The organism is Corynebacterium guangdongense, from assembly GCF_030408915.1.
Classification (GTDB): Bacteria; Actinomycetota; Actinomycetes; order Mycobacteriales; family Mycobacteriaceae; genus Corynebacterium; species Corynebacterium guangdongense.
The window spans coordinates 1,418,342-1,437,360 of sequence record NZ_CP047654.1 but is presented as its reverse complement, the minus strand read 5'-3'; the positions used below and the strand labels follow the sequence as shown (position 1 = coordinate 1,437,360).

Genomic DNA, 19,019 nt, shown 5'->3' with positions numbered 1-19,019 from the left:
TCTCCGGCCATGAACAGGTACTCAGGCGACATCTTCTCCGGTCACAAGCGCACTCGTCCCGTCGAGTATCCGATCCTGCCGGCGCAGCCCGGCCTCATCATCGAGGTGTTCGGCGAGGACTTCGTGGGCGCGGTCGTGGAAACGCTGAAGACCCACGAGGGAGATCTGGTCCGGCTGGAGGACCGGCACGGTCGCACTCGGCTGTTCCAGATGATTCGCGGCGGTTTCCTCCACGAAGGCAAGCGTGTGAGCTTGACCCGGCACGTGCAGAAACAGGCGCCGCGCCGCTCCAACTCAGGCTCCCGACGCGTGGAGAACGTCACTGCCAAAGTGGCGATGCCCTCGCGCATCTGGGTGGAGGGACTCCACGACGCCGCGATCGTCGAAAAGGTGTGGGGGCATGACCTCCGCGTGGAGGGCGTGGTCGTGGAATTCATCGAGGGCCTGGACAACCTCCCGGACCGGCTGGCCGAGTTTCAGCCCGGCCCGGGACGCCGGGTGGGAGTGCTGGCGGACCACCTCGTGGAGGGGTCGAAGGAGTCGCGGCTGACCGAGTCCCTCGGGCCCGACGTTCTCGTGACCGGCCACCCCTACATCGATATCTGGGCGGCGGTGAAACCGGAGCGCCTGGGCCTGCGGGCGTGGCCGGAGGTGCCCTACGGGGAGGACTGGAAGACGGGCATCTGCCGGCGGGTGGGCTGGTCGGACCCCAAGGAAGGGTGGAGCCGGGTCTACAGCGCGGTGAACAGTTTCCGCGACCTCGACGCCACCCTGATCGGGGCCGTCGAGCGCCTCGTCGACTTCGTGACCACCCCAGAACTCTCAAAGGCCGATCTTCTTTAGTTTCTGCAGGTAGCCTGGCAGGTGTGGGAGCCCTTATCTGGTTGATCGTTGCCATTGTCCTGGCGCTGCTCGAACTGGCGGCCGGGGAATTCACGCTGCTGATGCTTGCCGGGGCGGCGTTGATCACCTCCGGCGTCGCGGTGGCGGACATCCCCCTGTGGGCCGAGGTCATTACGTTTTCGATCAGCGCTCTCGGGTTGCTCGTCTTCGTGCGCCCGGCGCTGAAGAAGCGGATGAGACGACCGGGACAGCTGGAAACCTCCGACCGGCGCCTGGTGGGGCACACCGCCGAGGTCCTGGAGGATGTTTCGGGCGACGGCGGCCAGATTCGCCTGGAGGGCCACATCTGGTCCGCCAAGGCGTTGGATCCCACCGTCTCGTTCGTTGAGGGCGAGACCGTCACAGTCGTCAGCATCGACGGCAACACCGCCGTCGTGTGGAAGGGGCCCTAACCTCATGACCGGATTGATAGTCCTACTTCTCATACTCGTTTTCGTGGTCATCATCGTCATCAAGTCGATTGTGGTCATCCCGCAGGGTGAGGCGGCCATCGTCGAGCGCCTCGGCAGTTACACCCGCACCATCTCCGGCGGCATTTCGCTGCTGATTCCCTTCATCGACCGGGTCCGCGCTCGCGTGGACACCCGCGAGCGCGTCGTTTCCTTCCCGCCGCAGGCGGTGATCACCCGGGACAACCTGACAGTGGCCATCGACATCGTCGTCACGTTCCAGATCAACGACGCCGCCCGCGCCGTCTACGGGGTGGACAACTACATATACGGTGTCGAGCAGATCTCCGTCGCCACCCTGCGTGACGTCGTCGGCGGAATGACCCTGGAGGAGTCGCTCACCAGCCGTGAGACCATCAACCGTCGTCTGCGCGGTGAGCTGGACGCGGCAACAGGCAAGTGGGGCATCCGCATCAGCCGGGTCGAGCTCAAGGCCATTGATCCGCCACCGTCCATCCAGCAGTCGATGGAGATGCAGATGAAGGCAGACCGCGAGAAGCGCGCCATGATCCTCACCGCCGAGGGGCGCCGCGAGTCCGACATCAAGACCGCTGAGGGCGAGAAGCAGGCCCGCATCCTCTCGGCCGAGGGCGAGAAGCACGCGGCCATCCTCAAGGCCGAGGCCGACCGCCAGGCCTCCATCCTCAAGGCCGAGGGTGACCGCGCGGCCCGCTACCTCAACGCCCAGGGCGAGGCCCGGGCCATCCAGAAAATCAACGCGGCGATCAAGGCCTCGCAGGTCACGCCCGAGGTGCTGGCCTACCAGTACCTGGAGAAGCTCCCCGAGATGGCCGACGGCCAGGCGTCGACGATGTGGATGATCCCCTCGCAGCTGGGTGACACGCTCGAGCAATTCGCCAAGTCCTTCGCCACCAAGGATGAGCAGGGGGTCTTCCGCTACGAGCCGCCGCAGGTCGATGACGCGACCCGCCGGATGGCGCAGCCGGAGGAGGACACCGACGAGTGGTTCAACACCGAGTCCTCGCCGGAGATCGCCCGGGCCGTGGCGGCCGCCAACGCCGTCGCCAACAAACCGATCGACCCGGAGGTCCACGAACTCGCCGCGCAGGCGGATGAGGCGGCGGGCGCCACGCCACGGTCCTCGGCCGCCACGGCGCCGGAGCTGGAACAGGCGCGGGGCGAGTCCCTTCCGGCCCAGGAGTCGCTCCGGCGCGAGGAGGAGTTCTAGCGCGTCTGCCCGGCCAGGGTGAGCAGGTTGACCACCAGCTTCCAGCCGGCCTGCTCGGCCTGCCACCCGGCGGCCTGCAGACGTTGGGACATCGCCTGCTTGGAGATGCCCAGCTCCGCGGCCGCTTCATTCTGGTTCAGCCCGGAGCGCACCAGCGACGTGGCCTCCCGGCCCTCGACGGTGCGCTTGGCCAGCACGTGGGACATGAGAAGAAACGCCGCGGAAATGTCCTCCCCGAGAGTACCGGCGTGGGGAGAACGAACACGTGCCTTGACCACGCCCGCTCGGCCACCCGCGCCCAGCGCGACGGTGGCGGCGTCCTCGGCCCATTCCGCGGTGTCGACGCCGATACCGATGGCCCATGAACCGTCGGACAGGAGGGCCATCACGACGTTGGCCAGGGTCTCGGGATCGTCGACGGTGGAGCGGATGTCCTCGACTCCGAGTAACTCGAATCCGGCGACCCCGTCAAGTCGCGAAAGCGCTTCGGCGGAACGGCGGACCAGTTCGGCCCGTCGTCGTTCCCGCCCCCGGTAACGTGCATGGATGGCCAACATGGAATCCATCCTATCGGTGGTCTAGCGTTTGGACTTGACCGGGGTGGCCGCGTCGAGAATGAGCCCGGTCACGCCGAGCAACGCCAGCGCCACAGTGATGACGATGATGACGGGATCCGCCTCTCCGGTGAGTGTGTCGCCGAAAAGCACGACGGCAATCGTGCCCGGCGCCGATCCGAAGAAAGTGGCGACGGTGAAGGGCAGCAGCCTGATCGACGTCAGGGCGGCGGTGTAGTTCATGATCGAGAACGGCACGCCGGCGATCATCCGCAGACTCAGGACGGCCACCCAGCCGCGCCGCTCAAGGTGCTCGTTGACGCCGGCGACCGCCGGGTGCGTGAGGTACGGGCGAATCCAGTCCCCGACGAAGAACCGGACGACCGTCAGGCTCAGAGCCGCCGAGGCGGCCGTGGCGGACAGGGCGAGGGCAATTCCCGTCCACGGTCCGAACAACACCCCCGCGGAGAGGGTCAAGATGGTCCTGGGGACGGGAAGCTGGGTGATGACCACGTAGGCGGCCCAGAAGGCGACCGGGAACCAGGGACCTGCCGTCCCCGCCCAATCCCGCAGCGTGGACAGGGGCGGGACGTCGAAGGTGATGACGACGAGCACCGCCAGCGTCACTGCCAGGGCGACGGCGAGCTGCTTGGCGCGGGGCCAGGCACGGATGCGGGAGATCGCGTCCTGCGCGACTGAGGCGAGGAAGGATCGGAGGCTCCGCAGTGATGTCATCATTCTGATTCTAGAAGGTGTCCCGACGCGGCCCGCGTGGCGACGCGCGTCGGCCCGCGGACGCTTCGATGCTGCCTAGGCAAGCCTATGGCTCGTGGTCAGTTAATCAATCAATCCCTAAGCTGAAACGGGTAAAACCCGATCAATCAGAGGAGCAGACCATGAGCGACCTTCGCAGCGACCATGGCCCGCACCCGTACACCCTCAACATTGACGAGGCTACCCGCGCCAACGACGCCTTCCGCGACACACTGTGGACGGGCAGGCTCCTCCAGATGACCGTCATGGCCATTCCGGCTGGGGGGGGTGAGATCGGCGCCGAGATTCACGACGGTCACGACCAGTTCCTTCGATTGGAGCAGGGTAGGGCCCGGGTCATGATCGGTGAGGGCCCGGAGAACCTGGCCATCGACAGGATCGTCGGGGACGATGACGCGGTCTTCGTCCCGGCACGCAAGTGGCATAACCTCGTCAACGAGTTTGACGAGCCGGTGAAGCTCTACTCGATCTACGCGGCGCCGGAGCACACCCACGGCACCGTCCACGAGACCAAGGCCGAAGCCGACAAGGAGTAGTGGCCGCGCGGGGCCCGGCTGACGGAACAGTGATTCTGCCGGCCGGGTTTTTCTGTTTCCGAAAAAGGGGGTCGGGCGAACCTGCCACTTCAGTGGACGGAAAGCCGAGCCTGGGCGAGGCCAGGTCGTTTCAGGCGAGGGGGTCATCAAGGAAAACGGAGAAATCCCGCCTCATCGTGTCGATGAGACGGGATTTCATTCTGTGCCCGGAGGGGGACTTGAACCCCCACGTCCGTTAATAGGACACTAGCACCTCAAGCTAGCGCGTCTGCCATTCCGCCACCCGGGCTTCGGGTGTTGTATCCGTTCCGGGCACTGCCTTGCGGCGCGCTCCGTTGCGGTACTTGCAATAATTTAGCCCGAACCCCGGAAGGACACAAATCGCCTGGCCAGAGAGTTACATCGATGTCGTTCGAGGGGGCAGCCTGGGTCTCGGATCGGGGGTTTCGTGTACAACGGGGACATGAGCTACTCCTACGCACAAGACGCACGTTTTCCCGGTCCGGATCCGTACGCGCCGCTGAAGGTTCTCCCGGAGTTCACTCTCACGTCCACCGATCTGGAGGACGGGGCGGAACTCGACGAGAAACTGCGGGCGCCGAAGTCCGTCTCCCCGCAGCTGTCCTGGTCGGATCTTCCGGAGGGCACCAAGTCCCTCGCGGTGACCTGTTTCGATCCGGACGCACCCACCGGCTCCGGCTACTGGCATTGGGCGGCCTTCAACATCCCAGTGGACGTCGCGGAGCTGCCGTCGGATGCCGGCGCCCTGGCCGACCTCGGGGTCGGGGCCGTCACCCTGAGCAACGACGCCGGGGAGCGACGCCACTACGGCGCCAACCCCCCGGCTGGTCATGCCCCGCACCGGTATCTTTACGCGGTCCACGCGGTCGACGTCGAGGAGCTCGACATCGACCCAGAGTCGACGGCCACGGTGCTCGGTTTCAACCTCTACTTCCACAGCATCGGCCGTGCCGTGCTGTGGGGATGGTACGAGGCCACGGAGTAACCCGTTAGTCGCGCCACTCCAATTTCCTGCCCACGGCCTCAGAGATGTTGCTGAGGCCGTGGGCCCTGACCTGCTCGGCCAGGCCGCGGTGGACGTCGCGCATCCATTCCGGGCCCTGGTAGATCATCGCCGTGTAGCCCTGGAGCAGCGTGGCTCCCGCGCCGATGCGCTCCCAGGCGTCGCGGGCGTCGGAGATGCCCCCGGAGCCGACGAGGACCAGGCGGTCGCCGACACGCCCGTACAGACGATCCATGACCTCCAGCGCGCGGGCGCGTACCGGGGGGCCGGAAACGCCGCCGGCGCCCAGCCCCGATGTGTCAGATTCCAAGCCCTCCCGGGAGATCGTCGTGTTGGTCGCGACGATGCCGTCCAGCCCGATTTCCAGGGCCAGGTCGGCCACGGCGTCGACGTCCTCGTCGGCCAGGTCGGGGGCGATCTTGACCAGGACCGGGCATTCGGCAGCGGCCTGCACGGCCGTCAGGATGGGCCGGAGGGACTCGACTGCCTGCAGGTCGCGTAGGCCGGGGGTGTTGGGGGAGGAGACGTTGACCACGAGGAAATCCGCGAGGTGGCTGAGCTGGCGCGTCGACGCCACGTAGTCTCCGACCGCCTCCTCGGCGGGGGTGATCTTGGTCTTGCCGATGTTGATGCCGACGACGTCGCCGTAGCGGCGAGCCTCGAGGTTGCGGGCCGCCTGCGAGGCGCCGCGGTTGTTGAAGCCCATCCGGTTGAGCAGAGCCTTGTCCGGCTTCAGGCGAAACAGTCGGGGGGCGGGGTTGCCGGGCTGCGCCTGGGCGGTGACAGTACCGAGTTCCGCGTAGCCGAAGCCTAGCGGCGACCACACGTCCGGGGCTGCGGCGTTTTTGTCGAAGCCGGCGGCCAGGCCGAGCGGGCGAGGGAAGGTGGTGCCGAGGACCTGCTGGGACAGGACCGGATCCGTGACCGGCAGGATCGCACCCAGGCCGCGGTTGAGTGGCCCGGTCTTCTGCAGGGCCCCGAGACACACGTTGATGATCTCGTGGATGCGTTCCGGCGGAATCCGGAACATGACGTTGAGTGCTGCCTGATACAGACGGGACATGGGCGGTCTCCTTGGGGCTTATTCGGCGGGACTGACGATCTGCAGGCCCTCGCCGGTGGCGGAGGCCACGACGACGGAGCCGTCGGTGGTGGCGCGGATGTTTTGGGCGTCGGCGAGTGTGGGGAAGCGCTGCGTCTCCACGGGCACGCCGTCGGCGATGCGGTAGCCGATGGCCTCATTCTCCGCGGTCGAGGTGACCCATGCCAGCTCGCGGGCGGGATCCCAGGCCGCGCCCCACGGGCTGGCCTCGGTGGGGGCGGTCTGCTGCAGGCGGATCGCGGCCTCGTAGCCGTAGACCGCGATCTGCGGACCCATGGTGTCGGCGGCGATGACCAGGCCGTCGGCGCCCGGGGCGATCTGTCCGACGCCCAGACCGACGCGCAGGGTGCCGCCCTGGCGGTTCTTGTCCAGTTCGATGTTCTGGATGATGGTCGTCTCACGGTTGGTGCGGACGACGGATTCCGTGCCGTCGGCGCGCGGGACGGTGATGAGCTGGTCGGTGGCGTCCTCGACGCGGATCGTCTTCGGGTCCGCGTCCTCCCGGTAGATGGTGACGTTGGAGGCCTCGCCGTTGGCGACGACGAGCATGTTGTCGGCCAGCGCCGCGGTGGTCGCCGGGTCCTCCAGCTGGCGGACCCGCTCATCGGCGGGGGAGTCCGCGGGGATGATGCGCACGGTGTCGCCGCAGGCCAGGACAAAGTCAGCCGACCCTTCGTTGAGGTCACCGCAGGAGGGGTCGATCTCGACGGTGGTCGCCTCATCATTGCGGAGCTGGTCGACGGTGCCGATGGTCAACGCACCCTCGGTGCGGTAGGCGAGTACGTCGCCGACGGCGACGAGGTCGGTGATCGGCTGGCCCACCGCGATGACCTCGCCGGCGGGGTTCTCGGACTCCGGGGACGCCGCCGGGGTGGCGTTACCCATTTCCGGGGCCGGGTCGGGGGAGGAGCCCTGCTGGCAGGCGGTCAGAACCAGGGCGGAGGCAACGATGGAGCCGGTGACGGCTCGACGGATTCGGGAATACACACCGGTTAAGCCTACTCGGTGGCATGGCGCGAAAGTTGTAGGGTGTTCCGGGTGACTACGACCTACATTGCAGCATCAGACGCTGCCTCAGCAGCCGGGGAGATGATGTCCTGGAGCCAGGTCATCGTCCTTTCCATCGTTCAGGGACTGACGGAGTTTCTTCCCGTCAGCTCCTCCGGGCACCTCCGCATCATTTCCGAGCTCTTCTGGGGCCAGGACGCCGGAGCCTCCTTCACCGCCGTGATCCAGCTGGGCACCGAGGCCGCGGTGCTGGTCTACTTCGCCCGGGAGATCTGGCAGATTCTCACCGGGTGGTTCCGGGGCCTGGTGAACAAGGACGCCCGCGGGCAGGATTACAGGATGGGCTGGATGGTCATCGTCGGCACCATCCCGGTGGGACTCATCGGCTTCCTGTTCCAGGATCTGATCCGTGACCAGTTACGCAACCTGTGGGTCACCGCCACGGTGCTGATCCTGTTCTCCTTCGTCTTCATCGCCGCCGAGAAGTTCGGCAAGAAGCAGCGCACCCTGGAGGAGATGACGATGAAGGACGCGATCATCATGGGCCTGTGGCAGTGTCTTTCCCTCATTCCGGGCGTCTCGCGCTCCGGCTCCACGATCTCGGGCGGGCTCTTCCTCAACATCGACCGGGAGGTCGCCACCCGCTTCAGCTTCCTGCTCGCCATTCCGGCAGTGCTGGCCTCGGGCCTGTTCTCGCTGCCCGACGCCTTCGCCCCCCAGGCCGGCCAGGCCGCCACGGGGCCGATGCTCATCACCGGTGTGATCATCTGTTTCGTCCTCGGTTACGTCTCGATCGCGTGGCTGCTGAAATTCGTCGCCAACCATTCCTTCTCCTGGTTCGCGGCCTACCGCATCCCGGCCGGCCTGCTCGTGATGCTCCTGCTGGTGCTCGGCGTTCTGCAGCCGTACTAGGGTGACACCTATGCATTCCTGGCCTGAACCCGTTGTCCCCGCCGTTGCCGGCTCCCCGGTGCCACTGAAGCTGTACGACAGCGCTGATGAGATCATCAAGCCCGTCGACGGCTCCGGCCTTTACGTCTGCGGCATCACCCCGTACGACTCCACGCATCTGGGGCATGCGGCCACCTACGTCACCTTCGACGTCATCCACCGGGTGATGAGGGACAACGGGACCGACGTCCACTACGTCCAGAACATCACCGACGTCGACGATCCACTGTTCGAACGCGCGGAGCGCGACGGCGTCGACTGGCGGGAGCTGGGCGATTCCCAGATCGACCTGTTCCGCGACGACATGGCGGCGCTCGCCGTCATCCCGCCCCGCGACTACATCGGCGCGATCGAGTCCATCGACGAAGTCGTCGACATGGTGCAGAAGCTCCTCGACGCCGGCGCGGCCTACGTCGTCGACGACCCGGAGTACCCGGACGTCTACGCGTCCATCGGGGCGACCGCGGACTTCGGCTACGAGTCGAACTATTCCCGGGCGCAGATGGAGGAATTCTTCGCCGAGCGCGGCGGTGACCCGGAGCGCGTCGGCAAGCGGGATCCCCTCGACGCACTGCTGTGGCGCGCCCACCGGGAGGGGGAGCCGGCCTGGGAGTCCCCGTTCGGGGCGGGCCGCCCGGGCTGGCACATCGAGTGCTCGGCCATCGCGACCAACCGCCTGGGAGACTCCTTCGCCATCCAGGGCGGCGGTTCCGACCTGAAGTTCCCGCATCACGAGTTCTCCGCGGCGCACGCGGAAGCCGCTCACGATGTCGAGCGCATGGCCAACCACTACGTCCACACCGGCATGATCGGCCTGGACGGGACCAAGATGTCGAAGTCGCTGGGCAACCTCGTGTTCGTACACAAGCTCACCGCCGCCGGTCATGACCCCTCGGCGATCCGCCTGGGCATCTACGCGGACCACTACCGGCAGGACCGGGACTGGACCCAGGACCTGCTGGAGGAGAACGAGGCCCGCCTCGCCCGCTGGCGCCGGGCCCTGGCCACACCCGGCTCGCTTGCTGACGCCGAGGACACCGTCCGCCAGCTGCGTCAGCGCCTGGCCGACGACCTCGACACCGCGGGGGCGGTCGCGGTCCTCGACGCGTGGGCCGAACGCTCAGCCGCCGCCGTCGACCACGAGGATGAGGCCGCCGATCTCATCGCCTCCGCGACCGATGCGCTGCTTGGCGTGCGCTTGCGTGGATTTTGAGTGAGAATGGCCAGCATGACGATTCGTTCAGACTTCCAGTCGGATGTGGACCAGTTCATCGCCACCCTGACTGAGTTCGCCACCGGTTCCTACCTCCAGGAGGGGGAGACCGAGTTCTGGGAAGCCCCTTTCGACGCGAAGGCGCTGCCCGAGCTCAAGAGCATCCTCGAGAAGATGCTCGACGCCCTTGAGCTGCTGCCCGACGATCCGGACGGGGAGGCCCTGGCTACGGTGGTCAACGCATCCGTCGATCGGCTGCGCGCCTTCAACTCCCGGCACGAGGACGCGATCCTGGAGCCCGAGGAGTGGGAGGAGATCCAGGAACTCATCGTCGCCGCGGCCGGGGCCACCGGCGCCGATGACGAGGCGCTGGCGGAGTTGCCGAGCTTTGACGACTAGAAACAGGCTGCCGGCGGCCATCTTCTGGGACATGGACGGCACGCTGGTCGATTCCGAGCCCCTCTGGGGCATCGCCACCTTCGAGCTCAGCGAGAAGCTCGGCCGTCGCATCACCCCCGAGGTCCGTGAGAAGACCGTGGGCGGCAGTTTCGCCAACACGTTGTCGATTCTGTCGGAGTGGGCGGGGGTGGACGTCGAGTACAGCGTCGAGCGTCGCTGGATGTACGACCGCATGGCCGAGCTCATGGCCGGTCGGCTCGCACCCAACCCGGGGGTGCGTGAGCTGCTCGCCGAGCTCAGGTCCGCCGACCTGCCGATGCTGGTGACCACCAACACCGAGCGTGAACTCGCCGACCCCTCCATCGACGCCGTCGGCCGGGAGTTCTTCGTCGACTCCATCACCGGTGACGAGGTCACCCGGGCTAAGCCCTACCCGGACATGTATGTGGAAGCCGCCCGCCGCGTCGGCAGGCACCCCTCGGAGTGCCTGGTCTTCGAGGACTCCGTCGCGGGCATGACGGCCGCCGCGGCGTCCGGGGCGAAGGTGATCGGACTGTCCGATGATCCCCCTGCGGGTGTAGTCCCGATCCGTTCTTTGGCGGGGGAGATCGGCTTTGACGGTGTCTCTGCGCGGACGCTGGGGCAGTGGTGGGCTAGTCTTACTGACCGTGAAGAACTTTGACTCTCTGTTTGCCGAATTGACCGCCAAGGTTACCGAGCGCCCCGAGGGCTCCGGTACCGTCGACGCACTCGACAAGGGCGTGCATCATATCGGCAAGAAGGTCATCGAAGAGGCCGGTGAAGTGTGGATTGCCGCTGAGTACCAGTCCGACGATGAGCTCGCTGAAGAAATCAGTCAGCTGATGTACTGGACCCAGGTCATGATGGTCAAGCGTGGCCTGACCCTGGACGACATCTACAAGTACCTCTAAAAACCCCGGAGCACCGCACACATGATCACCATCGCAGTCCCCAACAAGGGGGCGCTGTCCGAAGCCGCCGTCGCCATCCTCAAGGAGGCCGGTTACAAGGGCCGCCGGGAGAAGGAACTCAACATCGTCGACACCGTCAACGACGTGGAGTTCTTCTTCCTTCGCCCGAAGGACATCGCCATCTACGTCGCCAACGGTCAGATCGACCTGGGGATCACCGGCCGTGATCTCGCCGGAGACTCACTGGCGGACGTGGAGGAGGTCCTCGAGCTGGGCTTCGGCGGCTCCACCTTCCGCTTCGCCGCCCCGAAGGACGAGACCTGGACCGTGCAGGACCTCGACGGCAAGCGAATCGCCACCAGCTACCCCAACCTGGTGCGCACCTTCCTGGCCGAGCACGGCATGAGCGCCGAGGTCACCCGCCTCGACGGCGCCGTGGAAATCTCCATCAAGCTGGGCGTCGCCGACGTCATCGCCGACGTCGTTTCCACCGGCAACACCCTGCGCGCCCACGGGCTCGCCCCCTTCGGCGAACCGATCGTCGACTCGGAGGCGGTCGTCGTCAAGCGCGCGGACCGGGAGCTCACCGATGAGGACCGCCGCGTCCTCGGCCGCATCCGCGGCATCCTCACCGCGCAGAACTACCTGATGATCGACTACAACGTCTGCCGCGACGACCTCGCGGCCGCCCAGGCCATCACGCCGGGCCTGTCCGGCGCGACCGTGTCCCCGCTGTCGCGGGAGAACTGGGTCGCCGTCCGCGCGATGGTGCCACGCAAGGAAGCCAACCACATCATGGATGAGCTCCACGCAGTCGGCGCCCAGGCGATCCTCGCCTCGGAGCTGCGGATCGCCCGCATCTGAGCCGGGGGCCGGTCTTAGGCCAGGGTTGGCTAAGGTGGAGGGGGTATCACTTCGATTGAGAAAGGGTCTCCCCCCATGACTGAGGTAGCCGGCACCCGTACCGAGGAGGATCTCCTCGGCACGCTGGAGGTTCCGTCCGAGGCGTACTACGGAATCCACACCCAGCGCGCGACGAACAACTTCCCGATCTCACGCACCACCATCAACCAGCTTCCGGACATGATCCGTGGCCTGGCGGCCGCGAAAAAAGCCGCCGCGCTGGCGAATTACCGCCTGCGCGTGCTGCCCAAGGAAAAGTGTGACGCCATCGTCTGGGCGTGCGACCGTATCTACTACGAGGGCCGGGCGATGAACCAGTTCCCGATCGACGTCTTCCAGGGCGGTGCGGGCACCTCGACCAACATGAACGCCAACGAGGTCGTCGCCAACCTCGCCCTCGAGCACCTCGGGTACGAGAAGGGCCGCTACGACATCATCAACCCCAACGATGACGTCAACATGAGCCAGTCCACCAACGACGCCTACCCGACGGGTCTGCGCATCGGCCTGTACTTCGCGCTCAAGCGTCTCAGCGAGGAGCTCGATGAGCTCGCGCAGTCCTTCCGCGCCAAGGGCGAGGAGTTCAAGGACGTCCTCAAGATGGGCCGCACCCAGCTGCAGGACGCCGTCCCGATGACCCTCGGCTCCGAGTTCCACGGCTTCGCCAGCACGCTGGAGGAGGAGGAGGCCGTCCTGCGGAACGCGGCCATGGCCCTGCTCGCCGTCAACATGGGCGCGACCGCCATCGGCACTGGCGTCAACACACCGCCGGGCTACCAGGAGGAAGTGGTCAAGGCGCTCGGCGAGGTCACCGGGCTCAACATCAAGGGCGCGAAGGATCTCATCGAGGCGACCAGCGACACCGGGGACTACGTCCACGCCCACTCCGCCGTCAAGCGCGCGGCCATCAAACTCTCCAAGATCTCCAACGACCTGCGCCTGCTGTCCTCCGGACCGCGCGCCGGCTTCAACGAGATCAACCTCCCGGCGATGCAGGCGGGTTCCTCCATCATGCCGGGCAAGGTCAACCCGGTCATCCCGGAGGTCGTCAACCAGGTCTGCTTCAAGGTCTTCGGCAACGACCACACCGTGACCATGGCGGCAGACGCCGGTCAGCTGCAGCTCAACGTCATGGAGCCGGCGATCGCCCAGGCGCTGTTCGAGTCCATCCGCTTCCTCACCGCCGCCTCCGAGACCCTGCGCTCGCGTTGCGTCGACGGCATCACGGCGAATGAGAACGTCACCCGCGGTTACGTGGAGCGTTCCGCGGGCATCGTCACCTACCTCAACCCGTTCATCGGTCACCACAACGGTGACCTGGTGGTAAGGGAGGTGCTCGAGACCGGGCGCAGCGTCCGCGAGATCGTCCTGGAGCGCAAGCTCCTGGACGTTGAGACCCTGGACCGTGTGCTGTCGAAGGAGAACCTGGTCAACCCGACCTTCGCCGGCAAGACCTACCCGGAAGGTCCCACCAACTAATCGGCCACGGCGCCGGTGAGAGCAAAATCACAGGACGGAGATGCCAGTGAGGGTCCGTACATGTCGCAGAATGGACACGTGCGGGCCTTTGGTGCTTTCATTCGGCCCCGACCTTCCCGGGCCGACAGCCGTCCGCCGGCCCGACTTTTGCGCTTATGCTTTTTGCGTAGTGATCCCCACCAGCCCTAAAGGAGCCCACGACCATGAAGTCCGACGTTCAGATTGCCCAGGAGCACACCCTGGAGCCGATCACCCGCATCGCCGACCGGGCCGGCATCCCGTCGGACGCGCTCATCCCCTTCGGCACCACCAAGGCCAAGGTCGACATCACCAAGCTCGACTGGGATCGCCCAAACGGCAAGCTGGTGCTGGTCACCGGCGTCTCGCCGACCCCGGCGGGAGAGGGAAAGTCGACCACGCTCATCGGCCTGACCGATGCACTGTCCATGCTGGGCAACAAGGCAGTGGTCGCGCTGCGTGAGCCCTCCCAGGGCCCGGTCATGGGCATCAAGGGCGGCGCCGCCGGTGGCGGTTACTCCCAGATCGTCCCCATGGAGGACATCAACCTCCACTTCACCGGTGATTTCCACGCCATCACCGCCGCCAACAACACCCTGGCCGCGCTGATCGACAACCACATCCAGCAGGGCAACGAACTGCGCATCGACCCGCGCCAGATCACCTGGCAGCGCTGCCTCGACGTCAACGACCGCGCGCTGCGCAACGTCGTCATCGGTCTGCGGGGCAAGGCCAACGGAATTCCCCGCGAGGACGGCTTCACCATCACCGCCGCCTCCGAGATCATGGCGATCCTGTGCCTGGCCACCGATCTGGCCGACCTCAAGCGTCGCCTGGGAGCCATCACCATCGGCTACTCCTTCGACGGCGCCGCCATCAACGCGGATCAGATCGGCGCCTCCGGCGCCCTGACCGCGCTGCTCAAGGATGCGCTCAACCCGAACCTGGTGCAGACGCTCGGCGGAACCCCGGCGTTCGTCCACGGAGGCCCCTTCGCCAACATCGCCCACGGCTGCAACTCGCTCCTGGCCACCGGTGCGGCCCTGAAGTACGGCGACATCGTGCTCACCGAGGCCGGTTTCGGCTCCGACCTCGGCGGCGAGAAGTTCTTCGACATCAAGGCCCGTTTCGGTGGGCTCGACGTCGCCGGCGCCGTCGTCACCGCGACCATCCGCTCCATCAAGTACAACGCCGGCGTCAAGAAGGACAAGCTCACCGAAGAGAACGTTGAGGTGCTGGAGCTGGGCGTCGCCAACCTGGCCCGCCACGTGGAGAACATCCGCAAATTCGGCGTTAACCCGGTTATCGCCCTGAATCTCTTCGCCACCGACACCGACGCCGAGCGGGCCTGGATGAAGCAGTGGGCCGAGGATTTCGGCGTCCAGCTGGCCGAGGCCGAGGTCTGGGCCAAGGGCGGCGAGGGCGCGCTGGAACTGGCCCAGGTCGTCCTGGACAGCCTCGTCGAAGGCGAGTCGACGCCGCTCTACGATCCCGCCGAGGGCGTGCGCGCCTCCATCGAGACCATTGCACGCGAGGTCTACCGGGCCGGCGAGGTCAACTTCTCCTGGAACGCGGAGAAGGATCTGCAGCAGATCCTCGAGAACGGCTGGGACCAGTACCCGGTGTGCATCTCCAAGACCCAGTACTCCTTCTCGGACAACGCCGGCGAGCTCGGCGCCCCGACCGGGCACACCCTTCATGTGCGCAAGCTGATTCCGCGCACCGGCGCCGGCTTCATCGTCGCCCTGACCGGTGACGTGATGACCATGCCGGGGCTGCCGAAACGCCCCTCCGCCGAGAACATCGACGTCGACGAGGACGGCAGGATCTCGGGTCTGTTCTAACTCTCCTCGGCGTCTCCCTCGGCCTCGACCCGCTCATGCGCGTCGGCGGCGATGTCCTCGGCCGCTGATCCGGGCCAGCCCGGGTAGTCCGGGGGAGTGCCGCCGAATTCGGGGCACAGCGACTGGAAGCTGCACCAGCCGCACAGCTTCGACTTCTTCGGCCGGAAGGACCCGGCGCGCCCGTCGCCCTCGATGCGCGCCCAGAGATCGCCGAGGTCACGCTCGAAGTACTCCAGTTCTTCCCGGGAGGGCGCCAGGAACATCGAGTCAATGACCTTGACGTACATCAGACGCAGCTGGGCCGGGATCACGTCGAAGAGCCGCCAGTAGACCAGCGCGTAGAAGCGCATCTGAAACTTCGCCTCGTCGGAGAAGCGCGGCGAGGGCTTCTTGCCGGTCTTGTAGTCGACGACGCGGACCTCGCCGGTGGGGGCGACGTCGACGCGGTCGATGAAGCCGCGGACGGGCACACCGTTGGGCAGCACGGTGTTGACGTACATCTCGACCTCGTGGGCGTCGAAGCCCTGCGGGTTCTCCATCTCGAAGTAGCCGCGCAGGAGGGTCCGACACTCGATGAAGAATTCTTCGGTCTGCTCCGGCGGGACGAGTTCGAGCATCTCCTCGTCCTCCGCGCACATCTTCTCCCAGTTGGGCCTGATGCGCTTAACCGCCGCCGGATAGGTGCGTCGCGATCGTTCCCAGCCGTGCACGTCCTCGAGGCAGGCGTGCACGAGGGTGCCCCGGACCTGGGCCAGCGTCTTCGGCTCCGGCAACTTGTCGATCGCCCGGAGGCGGTACTTCAACGGGCACTGCTTGTAGTCGTTGGCTCGGGAGGGGGACAGGGCGATCGGTCGGGGTGTCATAGTGGGCTCAACCATAATCGGCGCGCGTGCGGGCGCGTATTTCCGGCGCTCACACGGGCCCGTGACGAGTAGTCCCGTGACGCGCCCCGCCGACGGTCCACGCGCGCTCGTGGCAGAGTTGAGCCCATGAACCTGACACCCGACGTTCGCCCCATCATCGACTTCATCGCCGCATCACCGAGTTCCTTCCACGCCGCGGAGGAGGTGGCGAAGGCCCTCGAGGCCGCCAGCTTCACCCGCCAGGACGAGACCGCCGAGTGGGAGGCCGCCGGCGGGCGTTACCTGGTCCGCGGCGGCGCGGTCATGGCGTGGTGGGTGCCGGACGTGGCCGAGCCACGGGGGTTTCGGATCATCGGCGCGCACACGGACTCTCCGGGGTTCTGGCTCAAGCCGAACCCGGAGTTCGATGCGCACGGCTTCCACCAGATCGCCGTGGAGGTCTACGGTGGCCCGATAATCACCTCCTTCTTCGACCGCGAACTCACCGTCGCCGGGCGAGTGCTGCTTGCCGACGGCTCCCAGCGTCTCGTCAACACCGGCCCCATCGCCCGCATCCCGCATCTGGCGCCGCACCTGGACCGCGATCCCAAGGTCGATCCGCAGACCTCGGTGCAGCCGATCACCCCGGCGCCGATCATGGGCACCATCGCCCGCACCCTGGGCGTCGACCGCAGCGACATCATCTCCCACGACCTCATCACCGCCGACGCCCAGAAGGGCGAGTTCCTCAATGACGCAGTGATGGCCGGGCGCCTCGACAACCTCTCCAGCGTCTACGCGGGGCTGCAGGCCTACCTGGGGGCGGTGGCGTCCGAGGAAGTCGGCGACGACGTCCTGGTCCTGGCCTTCTTCGACCACGAGGAGGTCGGCTCCGCCTCCGCCACCGGCGCCGCGGGCCCGATCCTGGAGGACGTGCTCGTGCGCACCGCCCGCGCCCTGGGCCGCGACGAGCGCCGGATGTACGCCGCCTCCTCCTGCGTCTCCGCTGACGCGGCGCATGCGGTGCATCCGAACTACGCCGGCAAGCACGACCCGACCCACCGCCCGCTGCTCGGCGCCGGCCCGGTGACCAAGTTCAACGCCAAACAGCGCTACGCCTCGGAGGCGTCCAGCGTCGCCCGGTGGGAAAACGCCGCCCGGGCCGCGGGCGTTCCGATCCAGCGCTTCGTCTCCCACAACGCGGTGCCGTGCGGATCCACCATCGGCCCGATCACCGCGACCCGGTTGGGCATCCCCACCGTCGACGTGGGCGTCCCGCTGCTGAGCATGCATTCCGCCCGGGAGATGGTCTCGGTCGGTGACCTGGAGAACTTCATTCGCGCCCTCCACGCCTACCTGGTCGATCTCTAGGCGGCGTTTCTCAGGCGCTGCCGCGCTTGATCGTCTCCCGCAGCAGCGTCAGCGCCCTGGTCGTGGTGCGGGCGAGAATCTCCTCCGGCGAGCCGTCGAACAGGTGCTTCTCCGTGCGGGTGTCCTCGCCGACGGAGACGGCGATCCACACCGTTCCGGCCGGCTGCCCGTCCTGGCCCTCCGGACCGCCCGCCCCGGAAACGGCCACGGCGGCGTCGGTGCGCAGCAGCTCGCGCACCCCCCGGGCCATCTGCAGGACGGCGGATTCCGTGATCACCGGAGCCCCCTCCGCGACACCGAGCACGTCGTACTTGGTGCGTGACTGGTAGGCGACCACGGCGCCGGCGTACCACTCCGAGGAGGATTCGGCGGCGGCCAGTTCGGCGCTCAGCGCCCCGCCGGTCAGGGACTCGGCGACGGCGACGGTCAGGCCCCGGGAGCGGGCGAGCCCGGAAATCGCCGCGGAGATGTCGGAGTTCTTCTCCTCAATTCCAGTCATGCCCGCCAGTTTATCGCTTGACCGGCCACGCAGCGAGGACATTTCCGCCGGCCAGGGCATTCACCGGGGCCACGTCGGGCTGCCGGGGCAAAACCGCAGGTGGCACACCGGGGGAACTGACCGCGCGCACCGCGCCCGCGCTAGGATGAGTCGATCCGCGAGAAAGGAACCCCGCATGGCCTACACCGGCCCCTTCCAGCCCGGCGACAAGGTGCAGCTGACCGACCCGAAGCGTCGTCACCTCACCGTCCGCCTGACCCCCGGCGCGAAAGAACACACCCACAAGGGCGCGATCGCCCATGACGACATCATCGGCAAGGACGAGGGGTCGGTGGTGGAATCCGCGCTCGGCACCGAGTACCTGTGCTTCCGTCACCTCATGGTCGACCATGTGCTGTCCATGCCGCGGGGCGCCGCCGTGATCTACCCGAAGGATTCGGCCCAGATTCTCGTTGAGGGCGACATCTTCATGGGCGCGCGCGTCCTGGAGGCCGGAGCGGGCTCCGGGGCGCTGTCGATGAGCCTGCTGCGCGCCGTCGGCCCGGAGGGCCACGTGTTCTCCTACGAGATCCGCGACGATCACCTTGACTACGCCGTGGCCAACGTCGAGGACTACTTCGGCGAGCGTCCGCAGTGGTGGTCGCCGCGCCTGGGCGACTTCGGGGAGATCACCCCGGAGGATCTCGGCGGCAAGGTCGACCGCGTCATCCTCGACATGGTCGAACCCTGGGAGTTCATGGAGACCGTCCGGGACGTGCTCATCCCGGGCGGCGTGTTCATGACCTACGTGGCCACCGTCCCACAGCTGATGAAGACCATGGAGAAGATCCGTGAGCTGCAGTGCTTCACCGAGCCGCGCGCGTGGGAGACGCTGCTGCGAGAGTGGAAGGTCGAGGGCCTGGCCACTCGCCCGGAGCACCGCATGAACGCCCACACGGCCTTCCTGGTGTGGACCCGCCGCCTGGCGGACGGGGTGACTCCGCCCCGCCCGCAGCGACGCGCGCGTCGATAGGCCCGGCGACTAGGCTC

General features: G+C 67.0%; 21 protein-coding genes and 1 tRNA gene. 15 read left to right on the top strand and 7 right to left on the bottom strand.

Annotated elements, in window-relative coordinates:
• Positions 1-9: 9 nt before the first annotated feature.
• From CGUA_RS06820 to CGUA_RS06810, 3 genes are read left to right on the top strand one after another with little or no spacing between them, the layout of a single operon-like run.
• Positions 10-843 (top strand): DUF3097 domain-containing protein, encoded by an 834-nt coding sequence (locus CGUA_RS06820; RefSeq protein ID WP_290194035.1) that lies wholly within the window; start codon positions 10-12, stop codon positions 841-843.
• 23 nt (positions 844-866) lie between these two features.
• Positions 867-1,295, top strand: a complete 429-nt coding sequence (locus CGUA_RS06815; RefSeq protein WP_290194034.1) for an NfeD family protein — start codon at positions 867-869, stop codon at positions 1,293-1,295.
• A 4-nt stretch (positions 1,296-1,299) separates the two neighbouring features.
• Entirely contained in the window at positions 1,300-2,541 is a 1,242-nt protein-coding gene (locus tag CGUA_RS06810) for an SPFH domain-containing protein (RefSeq protein WP_290194031.1), read from the top strand.
• Here CGUA_RS06810 and CGUA_RS06805 read toward each other — a convergent pair.
• Positions 2,538-3,098, bottom strand: a complete 561-nt coding sequence (locus CGUA_RS06805) for a MarR family transcriptional regulator (RefSeq protein ID WP_290194029.1) — start codon at positions 3,096-3,098, stop codon at positions 2,538-2,540. The genes CGUA_RS06810 and CGUA_RS06805 overlap by 4 nt on opposite strands.
• Positions 3,099-3,119: 21 nt before the next feature.
• Positions 3,120-3,830, bottom strand: coding sequence for a TVP38/TMEM64 family protein (locus tag CGUA_RS06800; protein ID WP_290194027.1), 711 nt, complete (start codon positions 3,828-3,830; stop codon positions 3,120-3,122).
• Positions 3,831-3,991: 161 nt separating this feature from the next.
• On the opposite strand from CGUA_RS06800, the gene CGUA_RS06795 reads away from it, so the two are divergent.
• A complete protein-coding gene (locus CGUA_RS06795) occupies positions 3,992-4,405 on the top strand; it encodes a cupin domain-containing protein (RefSeq protein ID WP_290194025.1) in 414 nt (137 codons plus the stop codon).
• Between the two features lie 203 nt (positions 4,406-4,608).
• On the opposite strand, the gene CGUA_RS06790 is transcribed toward CGUA_RS06795, so the two are convergent.
• Positions 4,609-4,694, bottom strand: a tRNA-Leu gene (locus tag CGUA_RS06790).
• 174 nt (positions 4,695-4,868) lie between these two features.
• Between CGUA_RS06790 and CGUA_RS06785 the strand changes: the two genes are divergently transcribed.
• Entirely contained in the window at positions 4,869-5,411 is a 543-nt protein-coding gene (locus tag CGUA_RS06785) for a YbhB/YbcL family Raf kinase inhibitor-like protein (protein ID WP_290194022.1), read from the top strand.
• Between the two features lie 4 nt (positions 5,412-5,415).
• Here the strand turns inward: CGUA_RS06785 and CGUA_RS06780 are convergent, their stop codons facing one another.
• Together CGUA_RS06780 and CGUA_RS06775 are read right to left on the bottom strand one after the other, a co-directional pair.
• The gene (locus tag CGUA_RS06780; RefSeq protein WP_290194020.1) at positions 5,416-6,492 is read right to left on the bottom strand and encodes a quinone-dependent dihydroorotate dehydrogenase; all 1,077 of its coding nucleotides are present in this window, start codon (positions 6,490-6,492) and stop codon (positions 5,416-5,418) included.
• 18 nt (positions 6,493-6,510) lie between these two features.
• Positions 6,511-7,518 (bottom strand): hypothetical protein, encoded by a 1,008-nt coding sequence (locus CGUA_RS06775; protein WP_290194018.1) that lies wholly within the window; start codon positions 7,516-7,518, stop codon positions 6,511-6,513.
• A 105-nt stretch (positions 7,519-7,623) separates the two neighbouring features.
• On the opposite strand from CGUA_RS06775, the gene CGUA_RS06770 reads away from it, so the two are divergent.
• The 8 genes from CGUA_RS06770 (at position 7,624) to CGUA_RS06735 (ending at position 15,278) form a co-directional block, all read left to right on the top strand.
• Positions 7,624-8,451 (top strand): undecaprenyl-diphosphate phosphatase, encoded by an 828-nt coding sequence (locus CGUA_RS06770; RefSeq protein WP_290198337.1) that lies wholly within the window; start codon positions 7,624-7,626, stop codon positions 8,449-8,451.
• A gap of 10 nt (positions 8,452-8,461) precedes the next feature.
• Complete coding sequence (gene mshC / locus CGUA_RS06765) at positions 8,462-9,703, top strand: cysteine--1-D-myo-inosityl 2-amino-2-deoxy-alpha-D-glucopyranoside ligase (protein ID WP_290194016.1); 1,242 nt, start codon at positions 8,462-8,464, stop codon at positions 9,701-9,703.
• Positions 9,704-9,718: 15 nt separating this feature from the next.
• A complete protein-coding gene (locus tag CGUA_RS06760) occupies positions 9,719-10,102 on the top strand; it encodes a hypothetical protein (protein ID WP_290194013.1) in 384 nt (127 codons plus the stop codon).
• A 7-nt stretch (positions 10,103-10,109) separates the two neighbouring features.
• Positions 10,110-10,784, top strand: coding sequence for an HAD family hydrolase (locus CGUA_RS06755; RefSeq protein ID WP_290198336.1), 675 nt, complete (start codon positions 10,110-10,112; stop codon positions 10,782-10,784).
• On the top strand, positions 10,771-11,034 hold the full coding sequence (locus tag CGUA_RS06750; protein ID WP_290194011.1) for a phosphoribosyl-ATP diphosphatase: 264 nt from the start codon (positions 10,771-10,773) through the stop codon (positions 11,032-11,034). Before CGUA_RS06755 ends, CGUA_RS06750 begins: the two co-directional genes overlap by 14 nt.
• Positions 11,035-11,055: 21 nt before the next feature.
• Complete coding sequence (hisG, locus tag CGUA_RS06745; RefSeq protein ID WP_290194009.1) at positions 11,056-11,898, top strand: ATP phosphoribosyltransferase; 843 nt, start codon at positions 11,056-11,058, stop codon at positions 11,896-11,898.
• A 75-nt stretch (positions 11,899-11,973) separates the two neighbouring features.
• Positions 11,974-13,416, top strand: a complete 1,443-nt coding sequence (gene aspA / locus CGUA_RS06740; RefSeq protein ID WP_290194007.1) for an aspartate ammonia-lyase — start codon at positions 11,974-11,976, stop codon at positions 13,414-13,416.
• A 203-nt stretch (positions 13,417-13,619) separates the two neighbouring features.
• A complete protein-coding gene (locus tag CGUA_RS06735) occupies positions 13,620-15,278 on the top strand; it encodes a formate--tetrahydrofolate ligase (RefSeq protein WP_290194005.1) in 1,659 nt (552 codons plus the stop codon).
• On the opposite strand, the gene CGUA_RS06730 is transcribed toward CGUA_RS06735, so the two are convergent.
• Entirely contained in the window at positions 15,275-16,141 is an 867-nt protein-coding gene (locus CGUA_RS06730) for a RecB family exonuclease (RefSeq protein ID WP_290194003.1), read from the bottom strand. The two genes, CGUA_RS06735 and CGUA_RS06730, sit on opposite strands and share 4 nt — an antisense overlap.
• 126 nt (positions 16,142-16,267) lie before the next feature.
• On the opposite strand from CGUA_RS06730, the gene CGUA_RS06725 reads away from it, so the two are divergent.
• On the top strand, positions 16,268-17,491 hold the full coding sequence (locus tag CGUA_RS06725; protein ID WP_290194001.1) for a M18 family aminopeptidase: 1,224 nt from the start codon (positions 16,268-16,270) through the stop codon (positions 17,489-17,491).
• Between the two features lie 10 nt (positions 17,492-17,501).
• Here the strand turns inward: CGUA_RS06725 and CGUA_RS06720 are convergent, their stop codons facing one another.
• Positions 17,502-17,990, bottom strand: a complete 489-nt coding sequence (locus CGUA_RS06720) for a CinA family protein (RefSeq protein ID WP_290193999.1) — start codon at positions 17,988-17,990, stop codon at positions 17,502-17,504.
• 175 nt (positions 17,991-18,165) lie between these two features.
• Here CGUA_RS06720 and CGUA_RS06715 point away from each other — a divergent pair, with 175 nt between their 5' ends.
• Positions 18,166-19,002, top strand: a complete 837-nt coding sequence (locus tag CGUA_RS06715; RefSeq protein WP_290193997.1) for a tRNA (adenine-N1)-methyltransferase — start codon at positions 18,166-18,168, stop codon at positions 19,000-19,002.
• The last annotated feature ends 17 nt before the right edge of the window (positions 19,003-19,019 follow it).